Source organism: Heliorestis acidaminivorans, assembly GCF_008933955.1.
In the GTDB taxonomy this organism is placed as follows: Bacteria; Bacillota; Desulfitobacteriia; order Heliobacteriales; family Heliobacteriaceae; genus Heliorestis; species Heliorestis acidaminivorans.
The window spans coordinates 29,707-54,743 of record NZ_WBXO01000005.1; the positions used below are offsets into that span (position 1 = coordinate 29,707).

Here is a 25,037-nt window from a genome sequence, read left to right on the forward strand (position 1 = left end):
GATTTTTTACTATAGTTTAATAGGCGACCTTATGATCTAACCGGCCCATGCGCTTCATTAAAATGGCGAATCCCAGTGGGGAACAGCCGGTAGACAGGGATGAAAAAATCATACAGTCGGCAGTTGTATGTATATCAGAGGAGGGTTAGGAGACCGGAAGCTGGGTAAGGCTCCGGTCTCTATGTTTGATAGCAGAAGAAGTTCTTCCTTTTAGGTATCTTTTGGGTGAGAAAGAATATATTTTTATAGGCAATATATAACCTCTTGCAAGACAGGCCCTTGCTTAGATCTAGATTCCAAAAATAATGTTACATACAATTTATAGAATACTTCTGTACTGTAGCGATAGAGGGGATGAAAAAGATGACCCGTCCTATAGAAGAAAAAAACTTACAATCTATAGCACCGGAAGAATATCGTAAAATCCAAGAAGTTGTGGAAGATGTAGAAACAAAAGTGATAGTTTTAGAGAAGCAAATGGAAGTCTTAGCAAGACATATGGTACGGGTCGGCGAGAAGCTGGATTTACTGTTAAAAACCAGTGATAAGTAAGAATACAAAGCTTCTGTTTGGAGGAATGAGATGAGACCCCAGACACAAAAAGCCTTCTTTCTTTTGCTTGGGGTAGGTTTTCTTGTGCCAACTTTTTTATTGGGTTATCTCCTTAACCTACTCCTGCAGGAGATGAACATAAATTTAGTAGTTATGAACCTATCCATCTATTGGTTAGGACTATTTAGCTTTTTTATGCTGGTCATTGTGATGACCAGTCTTTATTTTATAACCAAGGGTGAGCTCTATAATCTTTTCAGTCAGAAAACTAATAAAAAGCATGATGAACAAGTAGATAGTAGTGCAGACGACCAGTGTGACTCTGCTGAGATAAGTTCAGAAAAGAACCCTCTGGTTTTCAAGGAAAACCATCTTTTTTTGACTCTTTTACAACTATGGATGATGAAACAGACGACCTTTCTCAAAGGAACAGTACAAATAATGGATGAAGAGGTGGGGCAACAATCTCACCTTCAAGAATATAGTCGACGTTTACAAGAGCTTTTAATGAGGCAAGAACAATTCTGGCAAGAAATTTATAATGGCTTGTTGCGACAGCCTTCTTTTTCCTGGACGAACTTAAAAGAACTATGGATAAAAACAAATGCTCAAGCAGTATTTGTTGAGTCGCTAGATGAGTTGTCAGCAAAGCTAGATCCTGAAGCACTGCCTCTAGTATGGACTGATGGTGAAAAAGTCAAGCTAGCCTTATCTTATCTTAAGCAATTAGATAGACAAGTTAATCTAGGACCTATAGAAAAAGAAGAACAATACCTTATGGTTCCTATAGAAATTATAGATCATCAAGAAAAAAATACAGTCATAGATGAAGAATTAGCTTACCTATTAGCTTTCTATATCTTTTGTCAGCTTCGTATACTCCTTCAATTTAGTAAAAAGGAAGATGCTATAAGGTTGCTCCTAGCCTTTCCTTTAGAAGATGAAAAGTTATGGCAAGAGAAAGGAGGATGGAAAAGTGTCATCAACAATTCTGATCATTGCTGAAGAAGAACATATGCGGTGGGTTTTTTTTCGTGCCCTTAGCTCTGTTGGATATGATGTAAGAGCAGGGGCTACGGAAGAAGAAAGTCTTCCGATGATAGAAGAGAAGATGCCACAGCTCATACTCCTCGACCTCGACGCCTATCAGTGGGATGGTTTTATTTTTTTACAGCGACTACAACAAATGACCCCGCAAGTGCCTATTGTAGTGGTAAGTCATCAAAGTGCATTGGAAAAAACATTACAAGCTTTAAAACTAGGTGCGCGCGATTATATTCATAAGCCTTTTGATTTACAAGAGCTTCGGGTTACTGTAGAAAAAGCCCTACATATGGAGGCTTTGCAAGACGAAGTTCGTTACTTACGACAGCAAATAGGTCGAGGTTATGGGGAAATCGACTTAGTTGGACAAAGTCGCGCTATGCAATCAATAAGTCAGCTTGTAGAACAAGTTGCTAATTCTATGGCCCCCGTTTTGTTACAAGGGGAGAGAGGTACAGGCAAAGAAACAGTTGCGCGAGCTCTGCATTATAAGAGTAAGCGGCGCGAAAAGCCCTTAATTATTTTTGACTGCTCGGCAGTGCCAGCCAAAATGGCAGAAGGTGAGTTATTTGGTTGGGAGGCAGAAGACCATAGCCGGCAAGGTGCGCTCCTACTTGCTCAGGGTGGCACTCTTTTCTTGAAAGAAATAACTTCTCTCTCTCTTCCTTTGCAAGCTCGCTTAGTTGAAGTGTTAAATAGACGTTTTTTTCGTCCTGCGAAGAGCCAAAAAGAAAAAGTAGTTGATATTCGATTTATTGCATCGACAACTTTGAATATGGGACAATTAGTGAGAGCTGGGCGTTTTCGAGAAGATCTATATTACCATTTAAAAATAATTCCTGTATTTCTCCCACCTTTGCGACAACGTGTGGAAGATATATCACCTTTGGCCCATCATTTCCTCAAACGCTTTGACCCTACGGGTCGTATTCATGGTTTTACAGCCGCCGCTATGTCGGCTTTAGAAGCCTATCCGTGGCCAGGTCATGTACAAGAGTTAGCTACTGTAGTAGAAAGAGCTTTGTTACTTTGTCAGGAAGAATGGATTGATCGCCAGGACTTTTATCTACCCTATAGTGCGGAAGAAAGGTTGCAAGCGGTACAAGATAGAGAAAAAGGTCAAGGCCAAGGCTTTCGTGAACAGACCAAAGAAGAATCAATAAAAGATATTTTATCAGAAGCAAGAAAGAAGAGAAGCACAGATAGAAGAGTAGATAGAAGATCAGATAGCTCTGCAATAGACGAAAGTACAGTTATAGAAAATCAGCAAGGGAGCAAAGTAAGGGCTAAAGATTTGCATAAAGACAGAGTGATTTATGAGTTAGCAGAAGAAGCAGGTGAAGCTGACTTAGCTGAATATGTAGCAGGAACAGAAAAAAAAGTAATTCGAGGACCAGGATTTACTCTCTTATTAGAAAAAGAAACTATCTTTGTAGAAGATATTGAAAAAAAATTGATTGAATACGTTTTAGAACGTTTTGAAGGCGATCAGAATAAATCGTCTCGTGCTCTAGGTATGACCAGAGCTTCCCTTGCTTCGAGGATGCAAAAATATCAGATCAGCCATGTGGGTCGACGAAGAAGGTCTTGAATAAACATAAGAAGTTTACTTTTTGAAAATATGACTATAGTTACCTGTAAAAAGAAAGAGGTTTTTGTTGCTCTTATGACGAATTAAAGCTATTGCCTGCTTGTGGTTAAGACTGAGGAGGAATATAGTGAATCGACGACAGTTTATGATTGCTTCCGCAGTTTTTCTGGCCTCTTTCACTGTTGCCCCCTCTGTATCCCTTGCTTCGGGCTTAACAGTTAACAATCGCCTTCTTCGTCAGGGTGTGACAGGTCAAGATGTTTTACAGTTGCAGAATCGATTGAGAGACATGGGCTTTTTGCATGTCAATCCTACAGGTTTTTTTGGAACTTTAACGCACAATGGAGTTATGCAATTCCAGCGTTTCCGAGGTCTTACGGTAGATGGTATAGTAGGGAATCAAACTTTACAAGCTATGCGACCTCAGTTAGTACAGTGGACGAGAGCTACTCAATTACTGCCTCTGCGTACTGATGTTTGGCTGACTGAACCTTTAAGTGGTCTCACCTTTCGAGCGCGAAGAACAGGTGGCGCAAACCATGCTGACATGGAGCCGTTAACCTGGAACGATACTGACATTTTTAGGCGTATTTATGGTGGGCGGTGGAGCTGGGAACGTAAGCCGATGATCATTACTATTCGAGGCTGGCGTCTAGCAGGCTCGATCAATGGTATGCCTCATGACTATCAAACGATAACGAATGGCTTTCCTGGTCACTTTTGTATTCACTTCGTAAATAGTAGAACTCATGGAAGCAATATTATAGATACTCAGCATCAGGCGGCTGTACGTATTGCCGCTGGCTATGGACCATAAAAACATAATTGTAAAACCACAAAAAGAGCATGGCAAAAGAGCCGACAGATTAAGATCTGTCGGCTCTTCTCCTTGCTACTTACTAGCCCTGAGTTTTCTTTCTAGTTCATTTTGTTGCTATTGAGACTATATTGCTCATCAACTTCCAGCAAACCCCTATCATGGTAACTTACCAACGAACATAATTCGTTAAAATAGGGCCATTATTGAACTGTAGGGGAGAGCTGATTATGTCTCGTATACTTGCAGTTGGCACAGCAGTGCCAGAACAAATGGTTTCTCAAAAAGAAGCCCGTCAATTTGCGGAGAAGCTTTTTCAGGAAGATTTTAGAGATCTAAATAGATTGCTTGAAGTTTTTGAGAGAAGTCAGATAAAGAAACGTCATTTTTGTATGCCTCCTGATTGGTTTCAAAAGAAGGTATCTTTTCGTGAGAAAAACAAACTCTATCAAGAGGAAGCAATTAAGCTAGGAATGAAAGCTATCGATAACTGTTTACAGAAAGCTAAGCTATCTCTAGAGGAAATTGATAGCTTTATTTTTGTATCCTCAACAGGAATTGCTACACCTTCTATAGATATGCATATCGCTAATAAGATGCAAATGCCGAAGCATATTAGACGTATGCCTTTGTGGGGTCTAGGTTGTGGCGGTGGAGCTATTGGCATTAGCCGAGCTTGTGAACAGACTCTAGCTCACCAAGGAGATTATATTCTCTTACTGTCCTTAGAACTATGTGGCCTTACTTTTATGCATTCAGATCGTTCCAAAAGCAATCTGATAGCTACCTCTTTATTCGCCGATGGCTCTGCCGCTACTTTGCTAAGACATGACAGAACTGAGCAGTACGGCGAAGCTTTCGTAGGTCCTGAGGTGTTAGATTGGCAAAGCTACTATTGGCCTGAAAGTTTAGACATAATGGGTTGGGATGTAACAGAAGAAGGGCTCAAAGTTCTCTTTTCTCGACATATTCCGAATCTTGTCAAAAAAGAAATAGGCCCTATCGTAGAGGCTTTCTTAGCCAAGCAAGGTCTCACCGTAAAGGATATTGACTGGTTTATTGCTCATCCAGGAGGGTTAAAAGTTCTCGATGCTTATGAGGAGGCTTTGAAGTTACCTAGCCATAAAACAGCTATTTCAAGAGAAGTGCTCTGTCAATACGGCAATATGTCATCAGCAACAGTGCTTTTCGTGCTTGAAAAGACAATAGAACAAAAACCTCCTGTTGGAAGCTACGGTCTTATTACAGCTTTAGGTCCTGGCTTTTGCTCCGAACTTTTGTTGGTTAGATGGTAATTATAAAAAACGATGCAGTAAAGGAGATAGTAAGGATTGGCCCAATTTTTTTATGTTCTATTTATTTTACTGATAGTACAACGTTTAGGAGAGCTTTTATTAGCTCATCGCAATGGTCTATATATTGTAAAAAAGGGCGGTTATGAAGTAGGGAAGGAGCAATATAGAGTAATTGTCTTACTGCATAGCCTCTTTTTTGTGGCTCTTTATACAGAAGCAATCTATTTAGGATCTGTAGCACCACCATGGTGGATAGTACCGACTATTCTGTTTTTCTTAGCCCAGGGCTTACGTTATTGGGCTATTTTTTCTCTTGGTCCTTACTGGAATACAGGAATTTATGTATTACCAGATGCGCCAGTTGTAACGAAAGGTCCTTATCGTTATCTGCGCCATCCCAATTATCTCGTTGTTATGACAGAATTGCTTACTTTACCGCTTATCTTTGGGGCTTATGGTACAGCTTTGATTTTTACTTTAACTAATGCTTATATTCTCTCACAACGCATTGCTCTAGAAGAGCGTGCTTTAGCGGAAGTAACAAATTATGAAAAAGTGATGGCTCAAGTGCCTCGGTTATTACCAAGTAAGCTAGAAGAAGCTGTGCGGGATAGTAAGAAAAAAGTATAAAAAATATAGTACGGTAAATTAAAAAATGAAAAAATTACATGGCCAGAGGGTGTACCCTCTGGCCATGTAATAAAAAAGAGTATGGCTGTAATCGAGATTCTGTCCCCGGCTAAAGCCGATGGATAGTCATTTGTCTAAACAAAGCTTTCTAAAGAAAACTTTACTTCTCGCCGTAGCGAGTGCCCCTACCCGCGACATTGTCGCCTATTTGGGTTGCACGCTAGTGGAGTTTACCCTTGCACTCCTCCGTCGCCGGAGGATATCGTTTCTGTGGCACTTTATGGCTACTTACCTCTCCTAAGAGATGCTTTTGCCGTCGTCAGGTCGCCCTGCCCTAGTTTGCACTAGGCACCATACTCCAGTCCTGCTTCAAAGCAGAGCTGGGCGTGTCTCGAATTTCCTCGACCCCTGCAATAGCAGAAGCCGCGACTATCCACCATACTCTTTTTTCTTATTGTATCACAAGAGAGCAGAAACTGTAAGAACAGTATGCCTGCACAAGTGATGCTAATACAGTATATAGAAAGAGCGTCAATGATGCAAGTGGTAATTCTTGCAATGTCATTATGACGACTAGATCGATAATTGGTTTACATAGTTAGTTTACGAAGGTCGACGCAAGACAAAAGTAACAATTTCAGAAGGGCAAGCTAACCGAAAAGGAAGCCAATGACCAAGGCCACTATTAACGAATAGTTTACTTTGGTCGTCACCATACCAGCCACGCATATACTGCATAGCCCAAGGGAATAAAGAACGACTACCAATACCTACTTGTCCACCATGAGTGTGTCCAGCTAAAGTCAATTCAACTCCGGCTGTACGAGCTTCATTGAAAAAATCAGGGTGATGAGTTAGTAGTATTCTGGGAACACCTTCGGGTGCATCTTGTAAAGCTTGGTTAAGCATCTGCTGACGAACAATAGCCCTTGAATCAGCTTGTCTGATAAAAGGATAGTCTACACCAACCATACAAAGCTGTCCATCTGCAATTGTCATAGAAGTGTTTTCAAGATTCACCACAGAGCTATCATCAAAAGCGGCTCGAACTTCACGCAAACCACGATAATGTTCATGATTGCCTAAGCAATAAAAAGAGCCATAAGTAGTTGGAATCTGATCAGCCATAGCAAGAGCAGGCCGCAAAAGTGGTAAGTCGTCTACATAATCACCTGTAATAGTTACAATATCAGGCTTTTCCTTAGCGATCATCTCCACTGCTTCTTCCCATCGGTTTAAAGGGAAAAAAGTGCCCAAATGAACATCGGAAATCTGAAGTACTCGTAAGCCATCAAGCTCTGGTGAAAGACCTGGTATAGTGACTGGAAAAGTTCTTGTAATAACTCGATTATCGCCAACTAAAGTGCCTTGTGTTGCTACAGTTAAGGCTACAAAGGGAACGGCCGTTAGAGCCCCTTCAATCATGCGGCGACGACTGATTTTTTCGGGCAGATGTACCTTACTTACGCTTTCTTCATCAGCACTTTTATCTTCTATAGGAAGAGCCTGACCATCCTTCTTTTGCCCTGCCGCTCTAACAAGTTGCTCCTTGTTTTTTTCTGACCCTCCATAGCGATGAAGAATAAAAACAAGGGGTAGACTAATGAGAAAAATAAACTGAGCTATGTTCCAAGCGAAAGCTGGATAATAAGCGATTCGTAACCCAGGTTGAGTATCTTGAAAACCTGTCAATATACTATAGATCAAGGGTAACAGTGATATAAAAGCGATTAACCAGTAGACAATTCTTCTTTTTACAGGGCGAAAAAAAGGAATCCAACGAACAAGAGCCATATAAGACAAATAATTAATCAATAAAAAAGCAAAAACAGGTAAAAAACGCATAATCGAAAAAAAGGCTGTTTCCACCAAAAAAATCACTCCTAATAGGATGGAAGACCTAGCTATCCTAATACAATGATTTATACCCTGCCCAAAGAGGACAGGGTACTGTAATAAGCATTAGTCTGTCTCTAAGAGAGGAACGGCGCCTGGTTCTTGTTGTGGCGGAGGGATATTCCTCTTTCTTGGAGCTTTTACGCCTGGTGCTGTTTCACCTGGACGGCCATATTTTTTGTACAATTCTTCAAGAGAACGCTGATCCAATCGATAGGTCACCAGACTCTTGGTTTTTTCGGACATGGACATACCTCCTTCACAGGTTTTATTTTGACCTGTTTGGAGTCTTGTCATTCTACTGTTACTTCGTCAATTATCCAGATTTGCTCAGGTCCAATGTTGAGAGGTTGAAGAAGATGGATCGTGTATTGATTTTTACCATGAGTCACAAGGACGGAGGCTTTGCCGGGCTGGCTATCCCGTTCTGTGAGACTGAAGGAATCTTTGTCAGGAGAAAAACCTAGAGCAATGCCATCAACACGAGAGACTTCTACAGGATCTAATCGCCAAAGTTGATGTCCTTCTTGTACAGCAGACTGAATATCTTGCAAATTCGATGGTGCTGGAATCTTCCCGTGACGAATTGTAAGATAATCAAAAAAAGCAAGCGGTTCTGCTATATACATATGACCGGCAATAGACTCAATGATCTGTCCATCAATGAGAATTTGAATGGACGTAAAATTTAAGGCAGACAAACTATTAACAATAGATCCGACCAAAAGGGCTTCACCACTAGAGCCAAGGTTGATTCTATAGATATGGTCAGATAAATTTATAGTAAGTCGATCTTCATCTTCAATCACTTGGTCTAATAAGATTGTTTCTTCTGGTATTAAAGTGATTAACTGCTCATTCCGAGGACCTGCCTTGAGTTGTTCAAAAATTTTGGCTACTTTTTCTTCTTGTGTACCTGACACAGTATATTCTTCGCAGGCTAAACGATTTAATTCTCTATCGGGAAAATATAATTGCACTACTTTTTCAGAAATAGGTGATGATATTTCCTCTTGTTGTTGCGATGAAACTGCTGAATTAGCACAGCCAGCTAAATAAACGGAAGTAAGGACTAACAAAAATAATAGAAAAGCATAATGGAGATGCTTTAGTTTCAGCCTGTACAAAAAGAATCCTCCCTCCAACGAAGTTATAGTTAGAAGCTAAATACTCTTTCGCTAGAAAAAAGTATAATCCTGCCTTATCAACCATAAGGAAATTTAAAGTCTCTTTTTATTTCTGTTTTAGCAGGAATCATACTTATCTATGGAGAAAGTAGATGGTTATAATGATGCCGTATGATTCTATTAATGAATCCTTTGGAGGGAAGAGGTATGTTTTTTAATAAGGGCTCTAACATGCCCGCTTCGTTGCCTTCTACTTCAATAAATATTACAAGCGAAGAAGCAAAAGTATCTAAGCAACTGTTGAACCTGAGCGAGAAAGACCTTACACTCTTAGCTGAACTTAAGCCTATCTTAGAACCTCGTATTGATGAAGTGGCTAACAATTTTTACAAACAATTGTTGGCTTTACCTGAGCTACGTAAATTTATTGAAGAGAATTCGACGTTAGAGAAGCTACAAGGCACGTTTAAACGTTATTTAATGAGTCTCTTTACAACAACTGTTGACGATAAGTATATCCAATATAGAACTCACATTGGACATGTACACAATCGTGTCAAATTGCCACCCTACTGGTATACGGCCGCTTATCAGGCACTTTTTAACTCTATTTACCCCATTTTAGAGCAAGTTCGAGATCGCCGTAAAGCCATGGAAATGATTACAGCTTTACAAAGGTTAACGAACTTAGATCAGCAAACGGTAATGTCAGCCTACATAAAAGATTACTTGAAGGAAATTGATCAAAAAGAAGAGATGGAAAGACTTCTTTCTGAGATGCAACAACTACAAGATCGCGTCAACGATTCTAGTCAAACCTTGGCGGCGACAGCGGAAGAGACTGCCGCTTCAGCGGCTGAAATGGCCTCAGCGGCGCAAAGAATTTCTCAAAATGCTATACAGGCTACAGAGTATGCCAGTAATGTTAATGCTCTTGCTGAATCAGGCGAGTCTAAGATTCAAGATACAGGTAAAGCTATTGAGAATCTAGGTTCTTTAATTCAAGGCATGCAAGAAAAGATTAAAGCTCTTGATGAAAGTTCCGAGAAAATTGAATCGATAGCTGGTGTTATTCAAGGTATTGCAACGCAGACGAACTTACTTTCTTTGAATGCTGCTATTGAAGCGGCTAGAGCTGGCGAATCAGGTCGCGGATTTACTGTTGTTGCCAATGAAGTCAAAAAGTTAGCAGGCTTCTCAGAGCAATCAGTTCAAGAGATTGCAGAAATGATCCAGATCTCCCGTCAGCATACTACTGAAGTTTCTCAAGCTATGATTCAAACGAGCAAAGCCATGGCCGCCGCTTCTGCTGTAGCACAGGAAGTAGTGCGCAGCTTCGGCGATATTATTAGCTCAATTGATAACAACCAAGAGCGTGTCCATTCTATTGCCAAAGAGATTGAGAGCTTAACAACTACCTCTAAGCAGATTGAAGAAGCATCTGATGAAGTAGCTCGTTCTGCTGAAGCTCTTTCTGTTATGGCTTTTAACCGCTCCTAGTGCTAGAAGTGAAAAGATAGCATCCAAAAAGACATAAAAAAGACCTCCTTGCCAGTAGCCTTATCATAGGCTCGGTAGGGTGGTCTTTTTTTTTTGACATGTTGGTCTTTCTATTTTACTTGAATATATTCGTCCATGATGACAAGACCGATTAAGCGTGCCCAGATCAATATAAGTACAGTGAGTTGTTGTAAGAAAAAGGAGAGATAAAGACTAGTCCATCCTCCACCGGGCCAGTTCATAAGTAGGCTATAAAGTAAGGCGATGATAAGAAAGGCTAGAATATAGACAATTCCACGAAGCGTTAGCAATGAAAAATAATGCTTAATCACATAGGGGAAAGCAACTGTAAAGTTAGCAAGAGCAGAAGGCTTGCGATTAGAGCAGCAACTTGTTGAAATTAAAGCTAAACGAGCCTTATCAGCAATAAAAGAAACAAAGGAAAAAGCTAACAGAAATAACAAGACTTTGGCTAATAGATAGCTTAGCCAGGAGAAAATGGTCCAGTTAGGGTTAATAGTTCCGAAGGAAAAAGTAAGCCAGAAAAGGATGGCATAAAGAGGTGCTAGTAAGAGAGCTAGTGCCCAACAATAGAGATAATGGTCAGCTATACCACGAATAAAGGAATGAATTTGCTTTTTTGGGGACTGTCTGCTGTGGCGGTTATCTCTAAGGACTGCTATTAGGCCAGCTTGTAAAAAAGGAAGAAGGCAAGCAAAAAGAAGCAAGGGAAGGTAAAAGAGCCCTTGTGCTAAGGCATTCATAGCTGGTGTTTGAAAAGGCAGTAGTAAGTCGTGGTAGAGAGAATAACTCATACTATCCCAACTTCTCTCAGGCAGGCCTGTAGTTAGACCTTGTGGGCTTACCCAGTCAGCAGGTAAGGCGGGAAAGGCTTTTAACAAGTAGAGAAAAAGAGGGAGTAATAAAGGAAGAAGTATAAGTAAGCTAAGAAACCACAAGAGCAAAGAAAGTGGAAAGAGATTTAAGGAACGCCTGAATAGGCTTTTAGAAAAAGAATGAAGCAGGAAGAATCACCTCCTGCTTCATTCTATTGGACTTCCCTAGAGACCATGACAGTCGATCTAATGAAAAGATAAGCCTATTCTTTTTAGCAGTAAAAAGCTACAAAGCTAATGCTAAAAGACTCTGATAATAGAGAGCAACTAAGAGAGTCCAGCGAAAGGCTGGCCACCAGGCGCTCTCTTGGGTCCAATCATTGTTTAGTCGATTCATGTCTAAAGGTAGACGCTCCTCGGGGTCTATATGAATAGCTAAAGGTGGTTGAGAATGCTGGATTCTTATTTCTAGATACCTCTCTTCTCCAGACCATTGGACAATTTCTTTTTGACCATTTTGGTGCAGAATCAATATTTCTACTGGTGCTATAAGTTCGCCACGACGATCAATGCGAACTATCCAAGCAAGTCCTTCTGCTGTTCCCAAAGGCTTAATATCTCCCAGAGCATAGTCAAGATAAGCAGGGCTTTGCAAGCCTTTTTGCAAAAATTTAGCGCTTTCTGAACATCCTTTTTCTTTTACAACAGCTACGAAATCATCTGTGCCAGGATGACGAAAAGCCCAGCGCTGGTAATAGGTAGATAAGATGTCGAACACCTTTTCTTCTCCTAGCAGACCTTCAAGGCTATAGAGAAGCAATGCACCTCGATAATAAACAGATGTAGCATAGGAGCGCGACGAAGCGTAGTCATAAGCTGGTAAATCAATAGGATCTAGTACAAGCGGTTGCAGGACCGTACGAAAAAGTCCTGGACTGTTGGTGCTTAGAGGTAGAGGTAGCAAAGGCTGTCCGAAGATGGAAAAAGAACTGCGACTATCACCATAAAGTCGCTCTAGAATTTTTCCTTCTGTATAAGTGGTAAGACCTTCATCTAACCAAGCTTCTTCAAACTCATTATTGGCTACGATACCATACCAGTACTGGTGTATTGTTTCATGGACTAATACTCTTTCTGGTTCCATTGATTGTCCATGAGAAAGCAGAGGCGTGCCTCCAGTAATTAGGGTGGGATATTCCATACCTCCAGCGCCAAGAGCATCTCCCGGTGGATCGATGACTGTCAAGGTTTTATAAGGATAAGGTCCAAAGAGATTATGAAGCTCTCTTAAAGTTCCCACTACAGCATTTAATTGTCTGGTGGCTAAATGACTTTTTTCTGGCCTTGTATAAAGTGATACAATTACTGGTTCTCCTTGGGCGGGCTTGAAAGTATCTTGATATATGACAAAGCGTGGATCGGCGGCCCAGGCAAAGTCGTGAACCCACTTTTGAGCGAAATGATAGTGTATTACCCCTTTTTCCTTAATTGGTTCTGTGATTTCCTCGCCTGTAGCTCCCACAATATAATCTTCTGGTACGCTAATTCTTACATCATAGTTAGCAAAATCGGCAAAAAATTCACTGTTGCTATGATACTGATGAAGATTAAAGCCCTCGGTAGGTCGCCCTCGCTGTCCGGCAAGCTCATAAGCGGCCAACTTAGGATACCATTGACCAGCCATCACAAAAGGCTCTACAGTTCCAGAACGAGCAAAGATTGCTGGTAGATGAGTTCGAAAAGAAATAGTAACTTCTAGCACTTGCTTAGGCATTAGCGGCTCAGGAAGTTCTAGTAAGGCGAGAGTCTTATCTTGACGATTGTCGTCATCTGGTTGTATATAACGTAAGTTGTCTGTAATGTCTTTAGAACCTTCTGCTTGATGATAGGAGATAGAGAAAACCTCAACTTGACCTGTTTGAGTATGATTTTGCTGATGTCCTCTGTGAAGGCCTAAAGAGTTGTTCATAAAAGTAGAGCCAGGAGCAAAAGCATTTTGATACAGATGGATTGCTATCTCGGAAAGTGGTTCAGTGCCTGGATAAGTCCAAGTGATAGTAACTTTACCATCAATAGTAGAAAGTGAAGGCACAAAGTTACTTTCAATTTGGTAATGCACAGGTGGCTCTTGGTCTGGCATACTCAATGTCTTGACATTGGAAGCGGCCACAGCCACCGTGGCAGGGATAGGTGATAAAGGTAGTAAAAGCAACAAGGCAAAGAAGAAGAAGAGGCAGAGAGAGAGCATATTTCTGGTAAAAAGATAGTTCATCATAGACCGCTCCTTTTTTGTACTTACTACGCTGTCCGCAAAAGGGTAAAAAACTGGTAAAGTCAAGCCTTTACTGCTCATAAAATGGACAAGATGAAAAAAAGGGGAGGCGGAGGTATGCAAGGTAATCCTTTAGATAGCACAACCTTCGAATTTCTTCGGCTAGGTTGGTGGTTCTTGCATATTCTTTTCATTATGACGATCTTTTATCTCGGTCATCGCTACTGGCCCAAAAAATAAAAAAGAAACTTTTCCCTCTACTTTACTAGGAACCATTAGTTGGAAAAATTAATAAGATATTTACGAATTAAGGATTGTAGGGGGAGGTCCCGCTTCATGGACTTAAACAATGTGAAGGATGCCATTGGTCAGCTACTCAATCAGAGTAAACTTAACCTTCCAATTAGCGATGCAGAAGAAAAACAAGTAAAGGGCATTGTCGATAAGGTCAAAAAGAAACAGTCACTTAGTGATGAAGACCGCAAAAAAGCTGTTAAGCTTGTTAGCCAGTTTTCCAAACAACTGGCGCCTCAGCAAGGTCAACAGCTCAAAGCAATGTTAGATCAACTGATGAAGGCTCATAAGGTTTCTGACAAAGACAAAGCCGCGCTAGAGCAGATTAAGAAAATGTTATAAAAGTAGGGGGTCTAACAGAAAGGAGGGATTATACATGAGCTGTACCAGAACCATAAGTCCGTTGATTCTAGATCGACGCGTTCTTGGTCTTGTCCTTACTTTAATTGTTATTGCAGCTTTTTACCCCACGATTTTTGGCTGTTACTAGATAATTACGACCCCATTGAGTAGTTATAAAGAGGGGAGTCCTGTACGGCAGGGCTCTCTTTCTTTTTTTCGAGTGATAACATACACCTTTTTCCACCAATTCTATAATATGTATTAGCTAGTGGTCAGAGAAACTATGGAGGTGTAGAAATGAAGCCACGGTCGTCACGATCGCCACGGTCGCCTGGGCAAAGACGGTCACGGTCACGTCGACGAAGCAAGAAAAACAGTATTGATCATCGCTTAAAAATATTAAAAGAGCGCGAAAGTAGGTTAATCAAAACTATCCTTCAGTTAGAGCAAAAAAAAGAAAAAATGAAAGAAGGTAAAAAAGGTAAGAAAACAAATACTTTTTACGAGAAAAGATTTGACGGGCCTCTCCATGACGAAAGTGATCTAGATCAAATTTTTAGCAATAGCCTCGATGAAGTAGGGACAGAAGGTACAGATGCGCTCTCTGCCCTATTAGACAAAGAGGCCGATAAAGATAATTCCTCAACAGAGAAAAATCCATTAACAGCATTGAGAGAAATTTTTCCCAAAAACTTTGATATACACACAGTAGAGAAAGAAATTCAAGGATTGAAATCAAATGCCCATAAAGTTGAAGGATTATTGAAAGAAGCTGACGAAGCCCTTGATTCTCTTGTCAAATCGATGGGTTATATGGGTGTCAAACCAAAGCGAGGTAGTTGGGCTTACCGTCGCTGGCGTAAATTACAAAGAGAAGGAGATCGTTCCGGAGATAGCCAAGGAGGGCTCGACATAGGAGCTCTGCTTAATCTAGCATCCATGTTTGCAGGTTCTGGAAATCCACTAGGAACTGCCGCAGGTGTTACGGCATCACCAGCAACAGGTGCAGTACCAGCTCTTGGTTTTGTAGGAGACTTAATGAAATCTCCTACTGTACAAAACGTGTTGATGAATGCGGCAACCTCTTTTATGAAAAAAGGAAAGTTTAAGCTCTTTTAATTATACAAATATCAATAGTGCAAATAGCATCAAATACCATTAAAAAAACAAAGAATATTGACATTAAAAGATAAAAAGTTAAAGAAAAACCAAAGTGTTAATGTGACATTTGTCACGTACTTTGGTGTTTTTTTTTATTAAAATGCGATTAGAGAGATAAAAGGAGGGAGCGGCAAGACCAACTAGGTGAAAGTTATTACATACTCAGGAAGGAGGGGGTAATGTGGAAGTAGGCAGAAAAATACGCATTGCCATCTTAGCTGTTGGCTTGTTTATGCTGGCCGCTGGTGCAGGAACGGCAACAATGCACTCTGTAACCAGTAGCGCTGCTTTTTGTGCCAGTTGTCATATCATGGATACCTACATGAATTCCTGGGAGCACTCTTCGCACAGAGAGGTCGCTAGTTGCAATGATTGCCATACAGATCAGCGAAACATTCTGACGAAGACTTGGTCAAAAGCAAAAGCAGGTACTCTCCATGGATACGTAAATTACCTTACAGAGCATCCAGATTACTTAGAGCTCTATGATTCGAGTCGAGATATCGTACAAGGTAACTGCATTAGTTGTCACAGTGATCTTACTTTCAAGACAAACTTAGACTATCAACCCTCGCAAGGAGGCAACTATTGCTTTGACTGCCACAGCTCTGTACCCCATGACTTTTATCGACCGCGATACTGACCAAAATAAGAAAGGAGAGATTAATGAATGAATAAGAAGAAGTGGCTTCTTGGAATCTGGGCTATCCTGATTATCTTCATGTTTGGCGCTTTTATAAGTGGTTGTAATTCACAACCTGCCGCTACTTTTGGCTACATAGAAACAGGATTCGGTCCTAATGAGCACGATATGGAAAAATACGCCCTCCTCTTCCCCCACCACTATGACTCTTTTATGAAAAATGCAGAAATGAGTGACGAAAACTCAAAGTATGGTGGAAGTATTCTGGACGACCACTTAGAGAAGTATCCTTACATGAAGACCCTTTTTGCAGGCATGCCTTTTTCTCTTGAATACAATGAAGATCGCGGGCACGTCTATTCCATGATCGATCTTGTTGAGATCAAGAGGGTAACTAGCCTACCTGGTGGAAAACAACAGATGGGCTCTTGTCTCACTTGTAAAACTGTAGAAGCTTTTGATCTGCAAGTAGAAATGGGCTTAGATTATTACTCAACTCCTCTTCCTGAGCTGTTACCTGATGTTGTACACGGTTTTAGCTGTTCTGTTTGTCACGATCCACAAACTATGAAGCTTAGTGTAGGTCAACAACCTTTTATCGATGCTATGAATCGTATTGGTACAGATGTCACTAAAGCTACACAACAGGAAATGCGTACTTATGTGTGTGCACAATGTCACGTTGAATACTACTTCAACCCAGCTCGTCAAGGCGAAGTAACTTTCCCTTGGGATAAAGGCTTTGATGCGGCTGACATGGAGCAGTATTATAACGAGATCGCAGGACCTCTTTACGGCTTTAATCAAGATTGGGTTCATCCAGATACGGGTACACCATTATTAAAAGCACAGCACCCTGAGTTTGAAATGTACCAAGGTTCAATTCACCAGATTAACGGTGTTTCTTGTGCTGATTGTCACATGCCTTACGTCAAGCAAGGTAATACAAAGATCTCCAGTCACTGGATGACTTCACCGATGAAGCATATGGAACAGTCTTGTACGGTTTGTCACCGTCAGAATGTAGATGAACTTCGTGACTATGTCTATTCAACGCAAGACACTGTATTTGTTAATCTAAAGAAAGCTGGCTCTTATAACGAGCAAGCGATCAACACAATTGCTAAAGCTATTGAGCTAGGAGCTACTGATGAAGCACTTGCCCAAGCACGTGCCTTACATCGTCAATCACAGTGGCGCTGGGATTACGTAGCTGCTGAAAACTCTATGGGCTTCCATAACACTTCTAAAGCTTTAAGTACTCTTGCTGAATCAATTGAGTTAGCTCAACAAGCTACCATGGCGGCGGCTCGTGCTGGCAACTTCCATGACATTCCTGAACTGAAGCCTTATGGTGATTATGTTTATGAAAGATTTGAAGTAAGCGGCTGGTCAAAAGATCGTGCCCGCACTCAAGCACCGACATCGATGGATTGGCACCACTAGGATATTAATAGCATATTAATTACTTTCTTTTTATCTGTGGTGGTTAACTCTAGAACAAGACTAGTTAAAAAGTAGAGACGATGTGCCTTACTGCACAACGTCTCTACTTTTTTATATTTATGCTTTTTTCTAAACTAAATTTTTCACAATACTTTAAGTTCCTTACACAATCTTTTTAATACTCTTTAAGCGGTATTGCTAGGGTACGTTTTGCTTTACAACGGGAGCAGAGGAGGAGATGAAGGCATTGCACTTCTTCGTCAATTGTCATCCCTAATTGATCATCACGATCATAAGGACTGTAAGGTTGTGCAAAATCTTCTAGTCGTCCTTGATCTACCATTAATAAGGAACATTGTTGACAGGGTATGGATATACGAGTAAGGCCATTGCAGGCGGGACAAAGCTTTTCCATAACTATCGCCTGTCCTTTCCATTTCAGGCTAACTTCTTTATAGGTCACTCATAGCGAAGTGCTGTAATCGGATCTAATTGCGAGGCTTTACGTGCTGGATAGAGTCCGAAGATAAGACCTATACCAGAAGCACCGAGAATGCCAAGCAAAAAAGCAGAAGCTGGAAGGTTAGATAAAAGTCCTTCTAAAGGCCAGTTGGCCCAATAAGCCAAACCGTGTATGGCGAGCAAGGAGAATAATGAACCAATGAGACCGCCTAAAGCGCCTAGTAAAAGGGCTTCAATAAGAAACTGCATCATAATCTGTCTAGGTGTTGCTCCAAGAGCACGACGAATGCCTATCTCACGAGTTCGTTCTTGCACAGATACTAGCATAATATTCATAATGCCAATGCCCCCAACGAGCAAGGATATACCAGCAATAGCAGTAAGAAAAGAAGTTAAAGTACCTAAAATGCTTTCGCTAACTTTGATAATATCTTTTTGAGAAAAAACTTGGATCTCTCGCTCCGTTTGTACCCGACTGAGCACGGCTTTGATACGCTCCTGCAAAGCATCGATCATATTGGGGTTCTCAGCTCGTACAAAAATAATTCCTACGTTGCGAATACCGGAGATATCTTGTACGGCAGTAACTGGTGCTACGATAATATTATCGCGATCGTGACCAAAAGAATGACCTTTTTCTTCTAAAGTTCCAATAACACGAAAGGTCGCTCCGTTAATGCGCACTGTACGTCCTAGAGGGTCTGTTGCACCGAAGAGTTTTTGACGGACTGAAGAACCTAATAGAACTACACGAGAACGAGCTGTAATTTCTCCACTATGAAAAGAGCGACCTTCAGCTAATTCGTAGCCTTGTATAGATAGAAAAGTATCGCTATCACCGTAAAGGGTAATACCTGCCCGTGCTGAAGCTGTCTCTGCTCTTGCTGGCACTGTTAGACTAGGACTAACTACATCAATGTGAGGTAAGTTTTTTAGTTTCTCAGCATCTCGCATTGTTAGGTTTGATCTCATCATACCAGGACCAAAAGCGCCATCTTCACGAGCAGGCATAACCATTAGCAAACCAGCACCTAACTCAGAGATCTGTCCTGTTACTTCTTTGCGTACAGTATGACCAAGTGAGATAAGTGTGACGATGGCAAATACACCGATAACTACGCCTAGTACTGTCAGAGTGGAGCGAAGACGATGAGCCCATAATCCTTCAAGAGCTAATAATATCATCTCATAAGTCTTCATAAGCTGTGCAACCTTTGCTGTTCTTGTGAAGTTCTACTTTCTATCTTGGGAATTACAACAACAGATTCTTCAGGCGCAACAATAGAGCCATCTTGAATAGTAACTATACGATCGGCCCATTTAGCTACATCAAGGTCATGGGTGACCATCAAGATGGTCTTGCCTTCCTCAAGTAGCTCTCGGAAGAGATGCAAAATTTCTCTGCCTGTTCGTTGATCGAGATTGCCTGTAGGTTCATCAGCTAATATGACAGAAGGTTGATTAGCTAGAGCTCGGGCTATTCCAACGCGCTGTCTTTCTCCACCTGATAGTTCTATAGGCCGATGATGCAAACGATGGGACAATCCAACTCGCTCCAAAAGTTCTCTAGCTCTTCTTTTTCTTTCTACAGGTGCAAGACCTCCATATAGCATAGGGATTTCTACATTGCGCTGGGCACTAAAGCGAGGAAGAAGATTAAAAGATTGAAAAACAAAGCCCATCTTCTGATTGCGAAGCTGACAACGTTCTTCTTCTAATAGGTTACCTGCCTCATGTCCTAGTAGTTGATAAGAACCACTAGAAGGACGATCCATCAAACCGATAATGTTCATTAAAGTACTTTTGCCGCTTCCCGAAGGACCCATAATAGCTAGAAATTCACCAGTATGAACAGACAAATTTATATTACGTAATATTGATAATCTGTTACCGCTAAACTTGAAAGACTTTTGCAAATCTATAATATCGATAATTTTTTGCACCATAGAGCTAAGTCCTCGCCGGAGCAGAGCTTTTTACTTTTACACTTTGCCCCGTAGTAATAGAAAGTCCACTAGGGATAATTACTTCATCGCCTACTTCTAAGCCTTCGAGAACTTGGGCATAAAAGTCGTCTCGAATACCAAGCTTAACATCTACAACAGTAGCTCGACCGTCACGAAGCACGTAAACTTTGGCAACTCCCCGCTCTTCCCAGATGGAATCTACTGAAATACGTAAATCTTGCACTTCTTCAAGTAATATTTTTCCATCAGCAGTCATGCCTGCATAGACCTTAACATCATCAGGTACAGAAATAGTTACTTGAAAACCGCGATTGCCATCTAAATCTCGACGAGCCATCTTGGAAAGACTAAGCACTTCGCCAGAGAAGACTTGTCCTGGATAACCGGTAAAGGACCACTGAACAGGCATCCCTGGCTCAACAAGCAAAACTTCAGACTCATCTACTAGCGCATGTACAATAAGGTCTTCCATATCACTAATCTGGCCAAGCGGAACACCGAGAGGAACCCAGACACCACTATGGGCCATTTTTTCTGTCAATTTGCCATCCATAGGGCTAAGTACATCAAAGTCACCAAGGCGCGCAATAGGTTGATCTTGCTTGACCGGATCACCTTCTTGCACTAGCCACTCCAGAAGACCGGGGCGAGGTGTATAGAGACTAATTTCTTTTTGCGGTCGTACTTCTCCACTTATCCAAAGCTCTTGCCAGACAGAACCGTGATCTGCAGAGATAGTTTCAACTTCCGTTGGTTTAGGTACCAAAAAAGAAAGCACTAGAAAAGTAGATGAGATTAGAAGAAGTAAAGCAAAAAGACCAGAAAATAATTTTTTTTGTGACAAATGACCTTTTTGGGCCAAAGCCCAGACCCCCTTTTTTCACATTAAATAAATAGACAAGGTGATGGATAAATAAAGAAATACCAGACAATTCTGTAACAAACAGAACTATCTGGTATCTTGTCCTTTTAGACCTTTTTTTATCAACTATGATCTAGACTTTCCACTTTGCTCCCTTAATCCAAGAAGATGGAGAGCTTTGAGCCCTTTGGATTGAATCATAATACGGAAGGTTTCCCCCATTCCTAAGGGTTGAATTAATTTCTTAAGTTGCTGTTGCCGACGAAAATCTGCTACAGTCATTGTTGCTTTAGGCTTTATTTCTTCGGGGTCAAGCAAGCTAATAAGAAACCACATCTGATTGGTCAAGCCAAGAGTCTGCCAAAGTCTTTCTTCACCAAGAGTTGACAAAGCAGTAAAATCAATATGGGTAGTAAGATCTTTCAAGCCTATGTGGGTGAAAGGGTCATTATTAGCCTGATGGCGATAATAAGTCATTAAAGTACCTTCAAAACGAGATGGATGATAAAGCACTTCTGCTGGATGGCCATAGTCAATGGTAAGTACAAAGCCACGTTGAAGATGATCATCTATAAAAGAAACCCAATCTTCCATGGTAGGATTGATCTCAATAATTTGACCTTCTTCAAGAGTAATATGGCGTTGCCAGATGTGCTTATCTGCCCAGTCTGTTACAACAGTTGTGGAGATTGGACCGCTTTGCCAAGCAAAATTATCATCATGCAAGGCTACATAAAGCTCTTGTAGCTTTCCATCTTTATAGACCAAGCGGTGAACAGGAAGAGCATCAAAAAACTCATTACTAAGAACTAAGCCTTGAAGTTTGTTAGGCAACTGCTCCGCGGTGATCCATCCATAAGTTCCTCTTTCCATTCCTGCTGGATCTTCGTAAGAAGAGTATGTGGAAAGCTCAGATAAGAGTGCCTTCTGTTCTAGACGTCTTTGTGGGCTTACTTCAATTAAGTGATAGATTAAATGGTTTGACAAGTCCGTAGAGGCTAGTGCTGTTAAAATACTATGAGCCATAAGGCCACGACCTGGCCCTAATTCTATAATGGAAAAAGGAGTAGGGCAGTCGAGGTGGCGCCACATTTCCTCAATCTGACGTGCTAGCAATTGGCCAAAAAGAGGACTAACTTCCGGTGAAGTAATAAAGTCTCCTTCTGGGCCTAGAGGACTTCTTTCTGCTGTATAGTAACCGTAGTCAGGGTGATATAAAGTCAGTTCCATAAAATCTCGGAAAGTCATAGAACCTTCTGTTGTTATGATGTTTTTAAGATGTTGTTGAAGCTCAAGATGACGCATTTCTTGATTAGTTGCCTCCCTAGCTATATTCTGAGCCCAATCATAACATTGATGAGATAGCTTGTCCAAGCTTTCTGGTCTTCGAAACCCTTTAGTAGGTGCTATCTTAATAGGAGATCTAGCTATGGCCAATGGCTGAAAGAATTTATGAATTAGAGGATAAGCATAAATGATACTTTTCACATTACTGATAGCTTGGCAAACTTTACAAGCCTTGTTATGATGAAAGAGAGAAAGGAGTGATTATGAATGAAGTATAGTTGTCTCCTCTGTGGGTATATTTACGATCCTGCTCAGGGTGATCCTGAGAACGGTGTCTCTGCTGGCACAGCTTGGGAAGAGGTACCTGCTGACTGGGTTTGCCCCTTGTGCTCCGCTGGTAAAGATGAATTTGAAGCTGTATAAAAGCAAAAAAACTGTCCACAACTACATGTGGGCAGTTTTTTTGCTTTTTTTGCTTAAATAATGAAAAAAGTGTGAAACTAGCTGTTGACAAGAAAAAGAAGATTTACTATACTACGAATCGTAAACAGTAACAATAATAATTACTATTAACGGAGGATGAGATTTATGGAATTTGTTAATGAAGTTCAATTAGGTGTTACTAAAGGAACAGCAGTAGAAGATGAAGTTACGGCTAATTTCCGTGGCGAGACCACAGAAACAGGTCTTTACCTAGCAATGGCACGTCAAGCACAGCGTCAAGGCTACCCTGAAGTAGCTGAAGTACTTAAGCGAATTGCCTGGGAAGAAGCAGAGCACGCGGCCCATTTTGCTGAATTAAATGGCATGATTTCTTCCTGCACCAAAGAAAATCTTGAGAAAATGCTAGCTGGTGAGATTGGTGCTAACAAAGGCAAAAAAATGGCCGCTACCAAAGCCAAAGAGAACAATATCGATGCGGCTCATGATTACTTTGACGAGTCCTCGAAGGATGAAGCTCGACATGCTCAGATGTTGAAAGGTATGCTGGATCGATACTTTGCAAAATAATGAAAAGTTCTTCAAGGCAGAGTGCTAATACTCTGCCTTTTTCTTGTTATAATAAGCAACAGTAGTTCTAGCCCATTTTACAGCGGTTTGCTAAGTAAGCTATTACACAACAGATCTTGCTTAAAAAAGGAGTGGCATCTTTTAATGGGCCTAATCGATTTGCATACCCACTCTACAGCATCAGATGGAACATTAAGTCCTTCTGATTTGGTACAAAAAGCAAAAGAAAAAGGTATTACTCTGCTTGCTTTGACAGATCATGATACAATTGACGGTGTAGCAGAAGCACAAGCACGAGGAAAGCAGTTAGGTGTAAAAGTTATTGCAGGAATTGAATTAAGTGTGAATTATTACAATCAAGAAATGCACATTTTAGGTTATCATGTAAATGTAGATCATCCAATATTGCAAGAAGAACTGCTTAAATTAAGACATTATCGAGAAATTCGCAATCCTCTTATGATTGAAAGATTGAAAAAATTGGGAATTTCGATTACTCTAGAAGAAGTAGGGGAAATTGCAGAAGGAAATATTATTGGTCGTCCTCATATTGCAGCCCTGCTTGTTCGCAAAGGTATTGTATCTACAACGGAAGAAGCTTTTGAGCGTTTTCTAGCCGTTGGAAAAGCAGCTTATGTAAAAAAAGAAAAGTTAACGCCACAAGCAGGAATTGAACTATTAAAGAAAGCAGGCGCAACAGTAGTTTTAGCTCATCCTATTTTTTTAGAGAAACAAGACAAGGCTAGCTTATCAGCGCTCTTGCGCGAGCTTGTCTCCTATGGTCTTGGAGGGATAGAAGCTTATTATCCCGAACATTCTGCAGAAGATGTAGAAAAGTTTGTAGCTCTAGCTAAAGAGCATAATCTGATTGTTACAGGCGGCAGTGACTATCATGGTTCTAATAAGGTAGATATAGAACTTGGTAGAATCATGGCTAATGGAAGTCCTTTGCCTGTAGAACTGATGAAAGTAATAAGGGAGAGTATAGAATATGTATGAATTAATTGTTCGGAGCCATTTTGATGCCGCTCACTACTTGCGTGATTATCCAGGTAAGTGTGCTCAGATTCATGGTCATACTTGGGATCTAGAGGTTGTACTTTCTGGTACTCAATTAGATGAGTTAGGTATGCTGATTGATTTTGGAATTGTAAAAGCAGAATTAAATCGTATCTGCGATCAACTTGATCATAAAATGATTAATGATCATGAATATTTTCAAGAACATAACCCTACAGCAGAAAATTTGGCACGCTTTTTCTATCAACAATTGACCGATTGGGTAAAAACAAGGTATCCTCATGTTAAAGTAGCTTCTGTAGAAGTTTGGGAATCTCCTCGTGCTTCCATTCGTTACAGAGCAGAATAAATTTTTAGTGATTCATAAGGAGAAAGGATATGTTAACGTACGAAGACGTCTGGGAAGAACTGCTACATGCATTAGAAGAATCGGGATTGGATATTTTTGACATTCAAAACTTTATTGAGACAGGAAGTTGTCTCCGTGAGTTTCGTTGTTTTTGTCAAGTCCCCGATGCCACTGTTCACTCAGAGCTCAAGACGGAGATTGCCTTTCTCTGGGATGCCAGAATGACGGCTTCATCTCTTTATGATCTACAGGGTTCATCAACGCAAATAGCAGTAGATTCTTTTTCTTCTTCCAATGAGGGTTCTTTTCAAAGAGGAGAACTTAGTGGGCCTGTTTTGGAGTTAGAGATCAAATATTACTTTCCTGCTAAAGACTTTCAATGGGCAGGCATTTTGACGCGAAGAGTACAAAGTATTATTAGCCATATGGTAGAGCCCCAGAAGATGCCAGAAGTAAACTTTGAAATATCCGTAACTCCTGAACAACAAGTCAATATTCATAGTGCTTATGCCTTTTATAAATGGCCTCTTCGGCTCGATAGCTTTGAAGTGCAATTTGATTCCCTAGGCAACGAAATTTCTCGTATCCTACATGCTATGCATCATTCTGGTCACTTTGAGGAGCTACTTTAGA

Annotated in this window: 27 protein-coding genes and 1 other RNA gene; 17 read left to right on the forward strand and 11 right to left on the reverse strand. The window is 40.8% G+C overall.

Annotated features, from left to right (window positions below; genetic code table 11):
• The first annotated feature begins 363 nt into the window (after window positions 1–363).
• The 6 genes from F9B85_RS07680 to F9B85_RS07705 all read left to right on the forward strand — a co-directional run bounded on the left by F9B85_RS07680 (window position 364) and on the right by F9B85_RS07705 (window position 5,929).
• On the forward strand, window positions 364–552 hold the full coding sequence (locus F9B85_RS07680; protein ID WP_151619815.1) for a hypothetical protein: 189 nt from the start codon (window positions 364–366) through the stop codon (window positions 550–552).
• 30 nt (window positions 553–582) lie between these two features.
• Window positions 583–1,557 carry a hypothetical protein gene (locus tag F9B85_RS07685; RefSeq protein WP_151619816.1) on the forward strand — a complete coding sequence of 325 codons (975 nt, stop codon included), beginning with the start codon at window positions 583–585 and terminating at the stop codon, window positions 1,555–1,557.
• Window positions 1,529–3,187: a sigma-54-dependent transcriptional regulator gene (locus F9B85_RS07690; protein WP_170270314.1), complete on the forward strand. Its 1,659-nt coding sequence runs from the start codon at window positions 1,529–1,531 to the stop codon at window positions 3,185–3,187. Before F9B85_RS07685 ends, F9B85_RS07690 begins: the two co-directional genes overlap by 29 nt.
• Window positions 3,188–3,314: 127 nt before the next feature.
• On the forward strand, window positions 3,315–4,004 hold the full coding sequence (locus F9B85_RS07695; protein ID WP_151619818.1) for a peptidoglycan-binding domain-containing protein: 690 nt from the start codon (window positions 3,315–3,317) through the stop codon (window positions 4,002–4,004).
• Window positions 4,005–4,234: 230 nt separating this feature from the next.
• Window positions 4,235–5,299, forward strand: coding sequence for a type III polyketide synthase (locus F9B85_RS07700; protein ID WP_151619819.1), 1,065 nt, complete (start codon window positions 4,235–4,237; stop codon window positions 5,297–5,299).
• Between the two features lie 36 nt (window positions 5,300–5,335).
• Window positions 5,336–5,929, forward strand: a complete 594-nt coding sequence (locus F9B85_RS07705; RefSeq protein WP_151619820.1) for an isoprenylcysteine carboxyl methyltransferase family protein — start codon at window positions 5,336–5,338, stop codon at window positions 5,927–5,929.
• Window positions 5,930–6,012: 83 nt separating this feature from the next.
• Here F9B85_RS07705 and rnpB read toward each other — a convergent pair.
• From rnpB to F9B85_RS07725, 4 genes are all read right to left on the reverse strand, one after another.
• Window positions 6,013–6,370: RNase P RNA component class B (gene rnpB / locus F9B85_RS07710), an RNA gene on the reverse strand.
• A gap of 162 nt (window positions 6,371–6,532) precedes the next feature.
• Window positions 6,533–7,798 (reverse strand): metallophosphoesterase, encoded by a 1,266-nt coding sequence (locus tag F9B85_RS07715; RefSeq protein ID WP_151619821.1) that lies wholly within the window; start codon window positions 7,796–7,798, stop codon window positions 6,533–6,535.
• A gap of 93 nt (window positions 7,799–7,891) precedes the next feature.
• Window positions 7,892–8,071: a hypothetical protein gene (locus F9B85_RS07720; protein WP_151619822.1), complete on the reverse strand. Its 180-nt coding sequence runs from the start codon at window positions 8,069–8,071 to the stop codon at window positions 7,892–7,894.
• 47 nt (window positions 8,072–8,118) lie between these two features.
• Entirely contained in the window at window positions 8,119–8,952 is an 834-nt protein-coding gene (locus tag F9B85_RS07725) for a GerMN domain-containing protein (protein ID WP_170270316.1), read from the reverse strand.
• 207 nt (window positions 8,953–9,159) lie between these two features.
• Between F9B85_RS07725 and F9B85_RS07730 the strand changes: the two genes are divergently transcribed.
• Window positions 9,160–10,452 (forward strand): globin-coupled sensor protein, encoded by a 1,293-nt coding sequence (locus F9B85_RS07730; RefSeq protein WP_170270318.1) that lies wholly within the window; start codon window positions 9,160–9,162, stop codon window positions 10,450–10,452.
• Window positions 10,453–10,562: 110 nt separating this feature from the next.
• Here F9B85_RS07730 and F9B85_RS07735 read toward each other — a convergent pair whose 3' ends face one another.
• Complete coding sequence (locus F9B85_RS07735) at window positions 10,563–11,267, reverse strand: hypothetical protein (protein ID WP_151619825.1); 705 nt, start codon at window positions 11,265–11,267, stop codon at window positions 10,563–10,565.
• 307 nt (window positions 11,268–11,574) lie between these two features.
• Complete coding sequence (locus tag F9B85_RS07740; RefSeq protein WP_170270320.1) at window positions 11,575–13,563, reverse strand: M1 family metallopeptidase; 1,989 nt, start codon at window positions 13,561–13,563, stop codon at window positions 11,575–11,577.
• Between the two features lie 114 nt (window positions 13,564–13,677).
• On the opposite strand from F9B85_RS07740, the gene F9B85_RS14905 reads away from it, so the two are divergent.
• The 5 genes from F9B85_RS14905 to F9B85_RS07760 all read left to right on the forward strand — a co-directional run bounded on the left by F9B85_RS14905 (window position 13,678) and on the right by F9B85_RS07760 (window position 17,446).
• Window positions 13,678–13,800, forward strand: a complete 123-nt coding sequence (locus tag F9B85_RS14905; protein WP_279237744.1) for a hypothetical protein — start codon at window positions 13,678–13,680, stop codon at window positions 13,798–13,800.
• A 96-nt stretch (window positions 13,801–13,896) separates the two neighbouring features.
• On the forward strand, window positions 13,897–14,196 hold the full coding sequence (locus tag F9B85_RS07745) for a hypothetical protein (protein WP_151619827.1): 300 nt from the start codon (window positions 13,897–13,899) through the stop codon (window positions 14,194–14,196).
• A 297-nt stretch (window positions 14,197–14,493) separates the two neighbouring features.
• A complete protein-coding gene (locus F9B85_RS07750; RefSeq protein WP_151619828.1) occupies window positions 14,494–15,315 on the forward strand; it encodes a hypothetical protein in 822 nt (273 codons plus the stop codon).
• Between the two features lie 223 nt (window positions 15,316–15,538).
• Entirely contained in the window at window positions 15,539–16,000 is a 462-nt protein-coding gene (locus tag F9B85_RS07755; RefSeq protein ID WP_151619829.1) for a NapC/NirT family cytochrome c, read from the forward strand.
• Between the two features lie 27 nt (window positions 16,001–16,027).
• Window positions 16,028–17,446, forward strand: coding sequence for an ammonia-forming cytochrome c nitrite reductase subunit c552 (locus tag F9B85_RS07760; protein ID WP_151619830.1), 1,419 nt, complete (start codon window positions 16,028–16,030; stop codon window positions 17,444–17,446).
• Window positions 17,447–17,621: 175 nt separating this feature from the next.
• Here F9B85_RS07760 and F9B85_RS07765 read toward each other — a convergent pair whose 3' ends face one another.
• The 5 genes from F9B85_RS07765 to F9B85_RS07785 all read right to left on the reverse strand — a co-directional run bounded on the left by F9B85_RS07765 (window position 17,622) and on the right by F9B85_RS07785 (window position 22,111).
• Complete coding sequence (locus F9B85_RS07765) at window positions 17,622–17,909, reverse strand: hypothetical protein (RefSeq protein WP_207707076.1); 288 nt, start codon at window positions 17,907–17,909, stop codon at window positions 17,622–17,624.
• Window positions 17,906–19,108, reverse strand: a complete 1,203-nt coding sequence (locus F9B85_RS07770) for an ABC transporter permease (protein ID WP_151619831.1) — start codon at window positions 19,106–19,108, stop codon at window positions 17,906–17,908. The genes F9B85_RS07765 and F9B85_RS07770 overlap by 4 nt, the downstream gene beginning before the upstream one ends.
• Window positions 19,105–19,854 carry an ABC transporter ATP-binding protein gene (locus tag F9B85_RS07775; RefSeq protein WP_151619832.1) on the reverse strand — a complete coding sequence of 250 codons (750 nt, stop codon included), beginning with the start codon at window positions 19,852–19,854 and terminating at the stop codon, window positions 19,105–19,107. The genes F9B85_RS07770 and F9B85_RS07775 overlap by 4 nt, the downstream gene beginning before the upstream one ends.
• Window positions 19,855–19,858: 4 nt before the next feature.
• A complete protein-coding gene (locus F9B85_RS07780) occupies window positions 19,859–20,737 on the reverse strand; it encodes an efflux RND transporter periplasmic adaptor subunit (RefSeq protein WP_151619833.1) in 879 nt (292 codons plus the stop codon).
• 126 nt (window positions 20,738–20,863) lie between these two features.
• Complete coding sequence (locus F9B85_RS07785; protein ID WP_151619834.1) at window positions 20,864–22,111, reverse strand: class I SAM-dependent methyltransferase; 1,248 nt, start codon at window positions 22,109–22,111, stop codon at window positions 20,864–20,866.
• Between the two features lie 180 nt (window positions 22,112–22,291).
• Here F9B85_RS07785 and rd point away from each other — a divergent pair, with 180 nt between their 5' ends.
• From rd to F9B85_RS07810, 5 genes are all read left to right on the forward strand, one after another.
• Window positions 22,292–22,447 (forward strand): rubredoxin, encoded by a 156-nt coding sequence (gene rd, locus F9B85_RS07790; RefSeq protein ID WP_151619835.1) that lies wholly within the window; start codon window positions 22,292–22,294, stop codon window positions 22,445–22,447.
• Window positions 22,448–22,612: 165 nt separating this feature from the next.
• Entirely contained in the window at window positions 22,613–23,035 is a 423-nt protein-coding gene (locus F9B85_RS07795; RefSeq protein WP_151619836.1) for a ferritin-like domain-containing protein, read from the forward strand.
• Window positions 23,036–23,179: 144 nt separating this feature from the next.
• Window positions 23,180–24,034, forward strand: coding sequence for a PHP domain-containing protein (locus tag F9B85_RS07800; protein ID WP_151619837.1), 855 nt, complete (start codon window positions 23,180–23,182; stop codon window positions 24,032–24,034).
• The gene (gene queD / locus F9B85_RS07805) at window positions 24,027–24,404 is read left to right on the forward strand and encodes a 6-carboxytetrahydropterin synthase QueD (RefSeq protein ID WP_151619838.1); all 378 of its coding nucleotides are present in this window, start codon (window positions 24,027–24,029) and stop codon (window positions 24,402–24,404) included. The genes F9B85_RS07800 and queD overlap by 8 nt, the downstream gene beginning before the upstream one ends.
• A 29-nt stretch (window positions 24,405–24,433) precedes the next feature.
• The gene (locus F9B85_RS07810) at window positions 24,434–25,036 is read left to right on the forward strand and encodes a hypothetical protein (protein ID WP_151619839.1); all 603 of its coding nucleotides are present in this window, start codon (window positions 24,434–24,436) and stop codon (window positions 25,034–25,036) included.
• Window position 25,037 lies beyond the last annotated feature (1 nt).

Bases quoted from the DNA above. Each gene is read 5' to 3' on its own strand.
- F9B85_RS07680 (WP_151619815.1), top strand. From the start codon at position 364: ATGACCCGTCCTATAGAAGAAAAAAACTTACAATCTATAGCACCGGAA.
- F9B85_RS07685 (WP_151619816.1), top strand. From the start codon at position 583: ATGAGACCCCAGACACAAAAAGCCTTCTTTCTTTTGCTTGGGGTAGGT.
- F9B85_RS07700 (WP_151619819.1), top strand. From the start codon at position 4,235: ATGTCTCGTATACTTGCAGTTGGCACAGCAGTGCCAGAACAAATGGTT.
- F9B85_RS07720 (WP_151619822.1), bottom strand. From the start codon at position 8,071: ATGTCCGAAAAAACCAAGAGTCTGGTGACCTATCGATTGGATCAGCGT.
- F9B85_RS07730 (WP_170270318.1), top strand. From the start codon at position 9,160: ATGTTTTTTAATAAGGGCTCTAACATGCCCGCTTCGTTGCCTTCTACT.
- F9B85_RS07735 (WP_151619825.1), bottom strand. From the start codon at position 11,267: ATGAGTTATTCTCTCTACCACGACTTACTACTGCCTTTTCAAACACCA.
- F9B85_RS07740 (WP_170270320.1), bottom strand. From the start codon at position 13,563: ATGATGAACTATCTTTTTACCAGAAATATGCTCTCTCTCTGCCTCTTC.
- F9B85_RS14905 (WP_279237744.1), top strand. From the start codon at position 13,678: ATGCAAGGTAATCCTTTAGATAGCACAACCTTCGAATTTCTTCGGCTA.
- F9B85_RS07745 (WP_151619827.1), top strand. From the start codon at position 13,897: ATGGACTTAAACAATGTGAAGGATGCCATTGGTCAGCTACTCAATCAG.
- F9B85_RS07750 (WP_151619828.1), top strand. From the start codon at position 14,494: ATGAAGCCACGGTCGTCACGATCGCCACGGTCGCCTGGGCAAAGACGG.
- F9B85_RS07760 (WP_151619830.1), top strand. From the start codon at position 16,028: ATGAATAAGAAGAAGTGGCTTCTTGGAATCTGGGCTATCCTGATTATC.
- F9B85_RS07770 (WP_151619831.1), bottom strand. From the start codon at position 19,108: ATGAAGACTTATGAGATGATATTATTAGCTCTTGAAGGATTATGGGCT.
- F9B85_RS07775 (WP_151619832.1), bottom strand. From the start codon at position 19,854: ATGGTGCAAAAAATTATCGATATTATAGATTTGCAAAAGTCTTTCAAG.
- rd (WP_151619835.1), top strand. From the start codon at position 22,292: ATGAAGTATAGTTGTCTCCTCTGTGGGTATATTTACGATCCTGCTCAG.
- F9B85_RS07795 (WP_151619836.1), top strand. From the start codon at position 22,613: ATGGAATTTGTTAATGAAGTTCAATTAGGTGTTACTAAAGGAACAGCA.
- F9B85_RS07800 (WP_151619837.1), top strand. From the start codon at position 23,180: ATGGGCCTAATCGATTTGCATACCCACTCTACAGCATCAGATGGAACA.
- queD (WP_151619838.1), top strand. From the start codon at position 24,027: ATGTATGAATTAATTGTTCGGAGCCATTTTGATGCCGCTCACTACTTG.
- F9B85_RS07810 (WP_151619839.1), top strand. From the start codon at position 24,434: ATGTTAACGTACGAAGACGTCTGGGAAGAACTGCTACATGCATTAGAA.